Below are 9,573 nucleotides of genomic sequence, written 5' to 3' on the forward strand. Positions count from 1 at the left end.
CGTTGCTACACCCTCATCTGCGATGAGCCAGTTTAGTCCCGCGCGGGACGTCCAGCTTTCAGGTTATTACCAGCGGAGGATGCCTTCGTGAAAGGCAAGTAGGTCCTTGTAGCGAGCCTCTGAAGACGAGTTGAGGGAGCCAGAGCAGTGACAGGGCCCGACGATAGTTGAGGCGATCTGATGACCTGTTCACCGAGCTGTTCAGTCGCTATGTGTTGTCCTGGGCTGAGTCTTTATCGGTACACCTCGCGGCGATGCCCGATGCGTAGCACCAGGATCACTAGCTCGTCATCGGCGATGTCGTAGACAACGCGGTATTGGCCTACTCGGATACGGCACTCACCGGCGCCGCCGCNGCTGAGCTGAACGTATCCCTGAGGACGTGGATTCTGAGCGAGGTGCTCGATCGCTTCCTTGATGCGACGACGATCGCTGGGGTGGACTTTGCGAAAAGCTTTCGCAGCAGAGGGCTTATAGGTGATCGAGTACAACGGCATATAGCAGTACAGCCGGGCTCAGAGGCCTAGTTCGGCCATCAGGTCCTCGTGGGATACCTGACCAGTCTCGCCACGGGCTTCTGCAGCGCCGCGGATATCACTTTGGTCCTCTAGGGCCTGGATCGCGCGGTCGAAGAACTCGGGGGAGACCACCACGGCGCGTCGTCGGCTACCGCGGCTGAGGATCTCTACCGGCTCGCGCTGAGCATCGTCGAGGACTTTGCTCTGGTGGGCTCGGAAGTCACTGAGGGTTGTACTGGTCATGCATCAAGAGTACATCTTGTACAACTGAGGCTCAACTACGTTGGTCCTGATGCGTCTTATCCCGCCTAGGCCGCGTTTTCCGGGGGAGTCAAGGGTTGCCGGATCCCTCGGAAACACCGACCGGGAAGGGTCTGAACAGCAGGGAGAGGGTCAGAGCCAGCGAACACTGACGTGGCAAGCCTGTCCAGGGGCGTGCCACATAGCCAGCGGGCCTTCACCGTGTTTTTAATTGGGCGGGGTATACGGGCGATCTTAGGCCAGTATCCATATGGAGTAGTTCGGAGTGGGGGATTGCCCGGTGGGCGGACCCCTAGAATCTGGCCCCGTACCGGTGGATTCAGGTTAAGGGTGGATCACCTCGTGGTCGTGCCGCCCCGGAACCACCCCGGTCAATCCGGCGGCGGCGCGGTGCAGGTCTTCCCTCGCCGCGGCGCCCAGGTGCGCCGGCACGGCCCCGCCCCACGCGTAGCCGTGCTCACGGGCCAGTTCGCGCAGCCGCAGCTCATTGGACCGGTGTACCGCCGTCGGCCGTGCCGGCCAGCTACCGATGACCAATGGGCCAGGGCGTACCCCACGCCGCGCAGCCGCCTCCAGCGTCAGCTCGGTGTGGTTCAGCGTGCCGAGGTCTGGACGGGTGACCACGGCCAGGGGCGCCTGGGTCGCCAGGGCGAGGTCGGCGATCGTCGCCCCGTCCGCGGTGAGCTGGACGAGCAACCCGCCGGCGCCCTCGACGAGCACCATCCCGTGCTCTGCCGCCAACGCCGCGATCCGGTCCAGGTGCCATCGCAGTCCGGGCAGCGCCTCGACAGCGGCCTCTCCCCCGGCCTCGAGCGCGGCGTCCACGGGTGCCATCGCCGGCCCGAGCCGCACGCCCTCGGCCACGGTGAGCCGGTCAGGGTGGCCCAACAGGGCGGCCACGGTGTCCACGTCGCCGGGCTCGTCCGGCCTCACCCCAGTCTGGGCCGGCTTGTAGACGGCCACACGCTCCACCTCCGCTAACGCCGCGGCGGTCAGGCACGCCGTCACCACGGTCTTGCCGACGTCGGTGTCCGTGCCCGTCACGCACAGCGCGGCCCCGCTCATGCCCTCACCCCCACCGGCACCGACGGCCGGACCCGCACCGGCACGGTCCGCGGCGCCTGGAAGGAGAGCAGGTGGCCCCACTGTGGTACGCCCACGGGGTCGAGGTCCGGCATGGCCCTCGCGCATTCGTGCAGGATGACGGCCGCCTCCAGTTCGGCCAGCCCAGCCCCGAGGCATCGGTGCAGGCCGAAGCCGAAGGCCAGTGACGCATCCTCCGTCTCCCCCAGCTGGCCGCCGGAGAGTTGCAGCACGAGATGCTCCCCCGCCGTGAACGCCTCGTCGCCGACGCGGGTGTCGGCCGCCACCACGCGGCGCCAGGTCGGCACCGAGGAGGCCCGGGCCAGGACGGAGGCGACCACGGCACGGGAGGCCGCCGCACCGGACTCCGGGTCGGCGCAGTCGGCCCAGTGCCCCTCAGACTCAGCCCAGCGCCCGTCGGCCAGTGCCGTGGAGAGCGCCGTCTGGGCCAGCATCGCGGTGGTCTCCTGGCCGGCAATCATGAGGAAGTAGCCGAGGGAGCGGATCCGGTCCCGTTCGACGCCGGCCCCGTCCAGGGCCGCGAACAGGTTCTGCCCGCCGGGCAGGTCCGGGCTGGCGCGCTCCTCGGCGAGGCACCGGTCCACTGCCTCGCCGAGCCAGGCGTGGAAGGCGATGGCGCTGTTGGCCAGCTTGAGCTGGCGGCCGGGCTCGGGCCAACCCCAGAACAGCTCGAGGGAGTCCCGGCTCCAGCGCTTGAGGTCGGCGTGGGCCGGATTGGGCACGCCGGTCAGGGCCGAGATGATCACCGGCGGGACGACGCCGGCCACCTCCTGCGCGAGGTCGACCTCGCCTCCGGCCTCGAGCCGGCCCCGGATCCCGGCGCAGGCCTCCCGGACGAGCCCTGCGACCGCCCCGGCCTGCGTGCCGACCCGCGCCGGGCTGAAGAACCGCGCGACCACCCGGCGCACGTGCCGGTGTCCGGGACCGGAGGCGCTGGCCAGCACTGGCGGCAGGGCGAACCCGGCGGCAGCCAGCCGGCGCAGGGTCGCTGGGGCCAGCGGGACGACCGTGCTCAGGGCGTTGTCCGGGACGAAGTCCTCAGCGCGGCGCAGGACCTCGCGAACCGTCCGCGGGTCCTCGACGCAGCGGTGCCGGTCCAGCACCTGCTCGGGGTAGGCCTCCGGCAGGGCGCCCGCCAAGGGTGCGGTCGCCGGGACCGGCACGCGCCCTGTAGCGGCCGGAGTCGTCGGTGCGAAGGGGCAACTCACGGGTCCTCCCGGTCGATGCACTGCGCCACGGTGGCCACGGCGCGGGTGAGCCGACGCCGGCCGTGGTCGGCGTGGACGGTAATGCGGAGGCGGGCGATGCCATCCGGCACGCTCGGCGGGCGGAAGCAACCCACGGCAATGCCCTGGGCGCGCAGCGCCTCGGCCGTACGTACCGCCCCGGCGGGGCTGCGCATCTGCAGGGAGTGTATCGCTCCGTCCCCGCGCTCCACGCGGCCGGCCGTGACGGGGTGGGCGGCCAGGAGCCGGTGTGCGAGCTCTGCGTTGGCCGCGAGCCGTCCGATCCGCCGCTCATCGGCCAGGGCCAGGGCGCGCCGGGCCGCACCGGCTGCCGGCGGGGCGAGGGCCGTGTCGAAGAGGAAGGTGCGCGCGGTGTTGAGCAGGTGATCGCGCCAGGCGGCGGCGCCCAGCCCGCCGAACAGCACCACTCCGCCCTGGGCGCCGAGTGCCTTGGAGAGCGTCGCGGTGACCACCACGTGGCCGGCGCCGTGCAGTCCGGCGGCGCGGACCGCGGACCCGCCCGGTACCGCGGCCAGCGTGTGGGCCTCGTCCACCACGAGCAGCGCGCCGTGTTCGGCGCACCGGCGGGCGGCCTCGGCCAGCCGCGCGGCGTCGCCCAGCACCGAGTACACGGATTCCACGACGACGGCGGCCCGGGCCCGCGGTCCGTTCCGGTCCCGGTGCTCCCGCAGGGTCGCCTCGATCGCGTCCAGGTCACCATGGGCGGCAGTGCGCACCTCAGCGCGGGAGAGCCGGGCGCCGTCGATGAGGCTGGCGTGGGCGTGCTCATCGAGCACCAGCAGCGCCCCGCGGCCCCCGAGTGCCCCGAGCAGTCCCTGGTTGGCCGTGAAGCCGCTGGAGAACACGAGCGCCGCGCGACGGCCCGTGTAGCGGGCGAGGTCGGCCTCGAGCGCGGGCAGCAACGGGTGGGTGCCGGTGACCACGCGGCTGGCCCCGGCCCCGGCGCCGTGGGTCCGGGCCGCGCGGACGGCGGCCTGGACCACGGACCGCTCGCGGGAGAGTCCGAGGTAGTCGTTGGAGGCCAGGTCGAGACCACCGGCCGGCATGGCACGATCGGATCGCTCGCCGTCGCGGGCCCTGCGGACGCGGGCACGGGAGTCGACCCAGTCCTGCCAGGAGTCCGGTGGCACGACGTCAGTCGTGGACACGGGCCACACCCTCGATGATCGCGGCGCCCAGGGTGCGGAGGTCCTCGGCGGTGGAGACGTACGGCGGCATCACGTAGACGAGGTCGCGGAACGGACGGACCCAGGCTCCGCGGTCCACGACCTCCCGGGTCACTGCCGCCACGTCCACCGGGCCGTCCAGTTGCACGACGCCGACCCCGCCGAGCACGCGCACGTCCCGGACGCAGGACAGCTCCCGGGACGGGGCCAGCTCCGTCCGCAGCCTGGCCTGCAGGGTCTCGACCTGGACCTGCCACGGTGGCCGGGCGCCTGCCGGATCGGCCTGGCCCGGTTCAGCGCCGACGGCCGGAAGGGAGCCACCGGGGCCGCCGGTGAGCAGGTCCAGGGAGGCCACGGCTATCGAGCAGGCCAGGGGGTTTCCCATGAACGTCGGGCCGTGCAGCAGCGCCCCACCGTTCGGCCCGGCGCCGAGCGCATCCGCGACGGCTGCGGTGCAGAGCATGGCGGCGAGCGTGAGGTATCCACCGGTCAGTGCCTTGCCCACGCACAGGATGTCCGGGACCACGGCTTGACCGTCGGTGGTTTCGGCCCATTCGCTGGCGAAGAACCGGCCGGTCCGGCCGAAGCCGGTGGCGATCTCGTCCAAGATCAGCAGCAGGCCGTGGTCGTCCGCGATCTGCCGTAGGATCCCGACGACGGCCGGCGGGTAGGCGTACATTCCACCGGCCCCCTGCAGGACCGGTTCGCAGACGATGCCGGCCAGTTCGGGTGCGAGTCCCTCCGCGACGTTGCGGGTCTGTGCCTCCCAGGCGGTGAGGGCACCGTCGTCGTACTCCCAGGCGCCGTTCGCGCCCAGCCGGCCCGCCGGGGGCCGCGGCAGGAAGGCCTGCCGAGGGACGAGCCCGGAGAACTCGGCATGCATCCCGTCCTCGGGATCGCAGACCCCCATGGTGGCGAAGGTATCCCCGTGGTAACCACCGCGCAGGGCCAGGAAGCGTTGTCGTTGCGGCTCGCCGCGGGCAGCCTGGACCTGCAGGGCCAGCTTGAGGGCGACCTCCACGCTGATCGACCCGGAGTCGGCGAGGAACACGTGTCGCAACCCCACTGGGGTCATCGCCACGAGCCGCTCGGCCAGGGCGACGGCGGGCTCGTGGGTGAGCCCGCCGAACATCACGTGGCTGAAAATGTCCAGTTGATCGCGGGCCGCCGCGTCCAGGACGGGGTGCCGGTAGCCATGGATGGCGGACCACCACGAGGACATGCCGTCCACGACCTCGCAGGTGGCACCATCGGGCCCTTCCAGGGTCAGCCGGGCGGCCTCGGCGGCGCGGACGGCGTAGTGCGCGCCGGCGTCCACGGGGGCGTAGGGATGCCAGACCAGGCCGGCGTCACGCTGCAGGAGGGTGCGCCGCTCCTGCCGGGCGGGAGTGTCGACGACCGATCGCTGGCGGTCCAAGGCGGGGCTGGTCACGCGTTCGGCGCGTCGGCGGTGCCAGCCCCCCGGCGCCGGATCCGCGGCTCGAGGGTCCCGGCCGGGATGTCGGCCCCCGCATCGGCGCTGGTGCCGGCACCTGCGTCGGCTGAGGTCTCGGCTGAGGTCTCGACGGAGGTCTCGCTTGAGCAGCAACCGCAGCTCGCTGCCGCGTGCGCCGGAGCACCGCATGGCGCCTCCGCCGGATCACCAGAGACCGCCGCCCAGGGCGCCGCCTGTCCGCTTGCCTCCCCGGCGCCCGGGGCTTCGCCTGCACCGAAGACGCGGAAGCCGGCGTCGGCGATCATGGCGAGGTCCTGCTCGGCGGTCTGGCCCTCGCTGGTGAGGTAGTCGCCGAGGAACAGGGAGTTGGCGACCTCCAGGGCCGTGGCCTGCAGTCCGCGCAGGTGCATCTCGCGGCCGCCGGCCAGGCGCAGCTCGGTGTCGGGGCATGCCAGGCGGACCATGGCGAGGATGCGCAGACAGCGCAGCGGGGTCAACTCCCAGGTGCCGGCCAGCGGGGTGCCTTCGAAGGGCATCAGGAAGTTGACGGGGATGGAGTCGCTGCCCAGGTCCCGTAGTGCCATCACGGCCTCCACGACCTGCTCGTCCGATTCGCCCATGCCGACGATCAGCCCCGAGCACGGGGACAACCCGGCACCCTTGGCTCGCTCCACCGTGTCCACGCGGTCGGCGTAGGTGTGGGTGGTGGTGATCTCCTCGTACTTGGACTCAGCCGTGTTGAGGTTGTGGTTGTAGGCGTCCACACCGGCCTCGCGGAGCTGGTCGGCCTGGTTGTCTTTGAGCAGGCCCAGGCACGCGCAGACCTCGACCTCGGGGTGTTCGGCCTTGAGCTGGTCGGTCATGGTGGCCACGCGCTCGACGTCGCGATTGGACGGTCCGCGACCGCTGGCGACGAGGCAGACGCGGGAGGCACCGCCGCCGATGCCCAGCTTGGCCTGTTCGACGGCCTCCTCCGGCTTGAGCCAGGAGTACTTGAGGATCTCTGCGGTCGAGCCGAGGCGCTGGGAGCAGTAGGTGCAGTCCTCCGGGCACAGCCCGGACTTGAGGTTGACCAGGTAGTTCACCTTGACCGTGTTGCCGAAGTGCCGACGGCGGAGACGCCCGGCCTCGGTGACCAGGCGCAGCGTGTCGGCATCCGGGGTGGCCAGCACTGCCAGGCTCTCCTTGGCCGTGAGGCGGTGGCCTGCCGCGACGGTAGCGGCAAGTGTGGCAGGGTCCGCCGGAACGGGTTCGGTCCGGGTGGTCTCGGGAGCGGTCTGTGCCATGGGTGCCTTCCGGAGGGTCGCAGACCAGAGATCCGGTCTTGAATGGCGTTCAAGTCGATGCGTTGTCGAGTACAGCACAGTCTTGAACGGTGTTCAAGTGGTGATCGCGAAGCCTACGATGGGGTGCATGACGGAGCGCCTGATGCTGGACCGGGAGCAGGTGGAGGCCACGGCCGTGGACATCCTCACCCGTTTCGGCCTGGCGGACCTGTCCATGCGCAGGCTGGCACGGGAACTCGATGTGCAGGTCGGCGCGCTCTACTGGCACGTGAAGAACAAGCAGGAGCTGCTCGTCGGAGTGGCCACCCGGCTGCTCGACGGAATCGCGATCCCGCCCGCGCCGATCGACCGGGACTCGGCGTGCGAGGCTGTCGGCGAGCTCGCACGGGGCATCCGCGCATCGCTCGTCAACGTGCCGGACAGCGCGGAGGTCGTGCAGGTCGCCCAGTCCCTGCAGTCGGACGCGCTCGCTCCCCTGAACCGGCTCCGCACCTCGTTCGAGGCTGCAGGAGTCGAGAACGCCGCCTGGGCCCAGCACCTGGTCATGAACCACGTCCTCGGCTCCATCGCCGTGGCGCAGGAATCAGTCCGACTGGCCGCCGTCGATCCCGGCGTCGCTGGCTCACCACACGGCGATGATGCCTTCGAGTGGGGACTGCTGGTGATCCTCCACGGGCTGTTCGGGCCCACGGCCCCGGGAGCCTGCCCCCACCAGGGACCGTGAGGGCAGGTCCGTCTCCTAGGGTGTGTCTCCTAATGCTGCGCTCCAGAGGACGACTGCTTGCAGGACGGCCGCGGACCGGTAGGTCAGGGCCGGCTTGTCGTAGCGGGTGGCCAGGGAACGCCACTGCTTCAGGGTGTTGAAGCTGCGCTCGACGACATTGCGCCGTTTGTAGGATTCCCCGTCGTAGTCCACCGGCCGGCCGGTGGCGGAACTCTGTGGTGCAGATAATTCTTACAGGCCTCTGGCTTGGCCTCGTGTTCAACGCAGCCCCTGGACCTGTTTTCACGGAGTCTTCACGTCGCGGTGTGCGCGGCGGATTCAAACCAGCAATGGGTGTCCAGCTCGACTCGTTAGTGGGCGACGCACTGTGGGCGGTTTTCGGCCTGGTTGGCGCCGCGGCGCTTCTGACGCAGCCGCAGCTGCGCACCCCGATCACGTTGGTCGGCTGTCTGGTCCTGGTCCTTCTGGACGGGCACGGCATCTACGCGGCCGCCCGCAGGACGGATATCGCCGGATCTGACAACACTGTGTCTGGTTCTAGCCCTCTTAGAGGTCCGGTGGTGGCGGGTGCACTGATGTCTTTGAGCAATGTCTGGAACGTCGTCTACTGGGGTGGAGCCGGGGGCGCGGTCGCTGGAGCACTGGGCGAAGACGCGCCGTTGAGTTCACTGATGATCTTTTTCTCAGCTTTCATGGTCTCGTCCCTGCTTTAGTGCTTCATCTGCGCAGGTTTCATCGCCGGGTTGAGGCGAACGATGAATACTACCTGGACCCGCCTCATCGAGGGCGGATCCGGAATCGCCCTGCTTGTGATGGCGGTAATGCTCGCGGCCCAGACCTTGGCTTGATCCCGCGTCAGCTCACGAAAGCCGCTCGTTACTCACGAGGGGTGGATCCTCGAGTGGTCGTTCCAGTGCCTTGGTTGTGGGACACCCTTTACCCTCAGCCGTTCCAGCACAGAACCATCGGCGCGTCTATGTCCCACAAGTTATCCCCACTAGTACGTCTCATCTATGCCGTACTTTTCTGACTACTGGTACTCTCGGGGCATGGAATTGGGATATGCGCGGGTTTCCACGGCGAAACAAGACCTCGAGCGACAGATCGACGCCCTTCGCGAGGTCGGTATCGCAGCTGATCGAATCTACGTGGATAAAAAGTCAGGGTCCACTGTGAACCGTCCGGGACTGACCGCGGTGTTGGAGTATGCCCGCGACGGGGACGTGATCGTGGTCCACACGCTCGACCGGCTCGGGCGCACGGTCCGCGACACGTTGAACCTGATCCACGACCTCGCTGAGAGGGGAGTGGGGGTCCGGAATCTGGCGGACCCGATCAAAGTCGATTCATCGAACCCGGAGGATCCGATGGCGCAGCTGGCCGTGGTGCTGCTGGCCCTGTTCGGACAGATGGAGCGCACCTACACCGTGGAGCGCGCTGCGCACGCGAGGGCCATGGCGACAGCAAAGGGTCGCCGGGTGGGCCGGCCTTCGGTGGTGGACCCGGACAAGCTGGCCTACGCGGAGCACCTGCGCGAGTCCGGGCACACGATCGCTGAGATCGTCACTAAGACTGGGATCACCAGGACGAGCCTGTATCGGCACCTGCCACCACGCCCAGCTGAATCGGTGACCGCTGAACCCGAACCCCCGACCGGCTCCGATCAATAGATCGGACATCTCCAAGTCGTGCGCTTATGTGTGGGCCCCGACTCAGTTCTCGGATTGGGCGATGAGTTGGGCCGCGTGGTCGCGGAGGTATTCGCGTAGTTCCGGAAGGGCAAACTCGAAGCGGCCATATGTGGCTCATCGCAAATAAGGGTGTAGCAGGGG

Annotated in this window: 11 protein-coding genes; 3 read left to right on the top strand and 8 right to left on the bottom strand. The window is 69.4% G+C overall.

Translation table 11 applies throughout. The features are described from left to right. Positions 1-233: 233 nt before the first annotated feature. The 7 genes from FEF27_RS12640 to bioB all read right to left on the bottom strand — a co-directional run bounded on the left by FEF27_RS12640 (position 234) and on the right by bioB (position 7,017). Positions 234-497 (bottom strand): type II toxin-antitoxin system RelE family toxin, encoded by a 264-nt coding sequence (locus tag FEF27_RS12640; RefSeq protein ID WP_138171242.1) that lies wholly within the window; start codon positions 495-497, stop codon positions 234-236. Between the two features lie 18 nt (positions 498-515). Further along, the gene (locus FEF27_RS12645) at positions 516-761 is read right to left on the bottom strand and encodes a type II toxin-antitoxin system Phd/YefM family antitoxin (RefSeq protein ID WP_138171243.1); all 246 of its coding nucleotides are present in this window, start codon (positions 759-761) and stop codon (positions 516-518) included. Between the two features lie 342 nt (positions 762-1,103). Further along, the gene (bioD, locus tag FEF27_RS12650; RefSeq protein WP_243729242.1) at positions 1,104-1,823 is read right to left on the bottom strand and encodes a dethiobiotin synthase; all 720 of its coding nucleotides are present in this window, start codon (positions 1,821-1,823) and stop codon (positions 1,104-1,106) included. Between the two features lie 17 nt (positions 1,824-1,840). Then, positions 1,841-3,091 carry a cytochrome P450 gene (locus tag FEF27_RS12655; RefSeq protein WP_243729243.1) on the bottom strand — a complete coding sequence of 417 codons (1,251 nt, stop codon included), beginning with the start codon at positions 3,089-3,091 and terminating at the stop codon, positions 1,841-1,843. Next, a complete protein-coding gene (locus FEF27_RS12660; protein WP_243729244.1) occupies positions 3,088-4,278 on the bottom strand; it encodes an aminotransferase class I/II-fold pyridoxal phosphate-dependent enzyme in 1,191 nt (396 codons plus the stop codon). Before FEF27_RS12660 ends, FEF27_RS12655 begins: the two co-directional genes overlap by 4 nt. Then, a complete protein-coding gene (locus FEF27_RS12665) occupies positions 4,265-5,728 on the bottom strand; it encodes an aminotransferase class III-fold pyridoxal phosphate-dependent enzyme (protein ID WP_424991690.1) in 1,464 nt (487 codons plus the stop codon). Before FEF27_RS12665 ends, FEF27_RS12660 begins: the two co-directional genes overlap by 14 nt. Continuing rightward, positions 5,725-7,017 carry a biotin synthase BioB gene (gene bioB, locus FEF27_RS12670; protein WP_138171244.1) on the bottom strand — a complete coding sequence of 431 codons (1,293 nt, stop codon included), beginning with the start codon at positions 7,015-7,017 and terminating at the stop codon, positions 5,725-5,727. The genes FEF27_RS12665 and bioB overlap by 4 nt, the downstream gene beginning before the upstream one ends. 127 nt (positions 7,018-7,144) lie before the next feature. Between bioB and FEF27_RS12675 the strand changes: the two genes are divergently transcribed. Further along, complete coding sequence (locus tag FEF27_RS12675) at positions 7,145-7,741, top strand: TetR family transcriptional regulator (RefSeq protein WP_243729245.1); 597 nt, start codon at positions 7,145-7,147, stop codon at positions 7,739-7,741. Positions 7,742-7,756: 15 nt separating this feature from the next. On the opposite strand, the gene FEF27_RS12680 is transcribed toward FEF27_RS12675, so the two are convergent. Continuing rightward, positions 7,757-7,933, bottom strand: coding sequence for a transposase (locus FEF27_RS12680; protein WP_138171245.1), 177 nt, complete (start codon positions 7,931-7,933; stop codon positions 7,757-7,759). Between the two features lie 62 nt (positions 7,934-7,995). Here FEF27_RS12680 and FEF27_RS12685 point away from each other — a divergent pair, with 62 nt between their 5' ends. Further along, positions 7,996-8,454, top strand: coding sequence for a LysE family transporter (locus tag FEF27_RS12685; RefSeq protein WP_166430024.1), 459 nt, complete (start codon positions 7,996-7,998; stop codon positions 8,452-8,454). A gap of 336 nt (positions 8,455-8,790) precedes the next feature. After that, positions 8,791-9,411, top strand: coding sequence for a recombinase family protein (locus FEF27_RS12690; RefSeq protein ID WP_138171247.1), 621 nt, complete (start codon positions 8,791-8,793; stop codon positions 9,409-9,411). Positions 9,412-9,573 lie beyond the last annotated feature (162 nt).

This window comes from Nesterenkonia sphaerica (assembly GCF_005771565.1).
Taxonomy (GTDB): domain Bacteria; phylum Actinomycetota; class Actinomycetes; order Actinomycetales; family Micrococcaceae; genus Nesterenkonia; species Nesterenkonia sphaerica.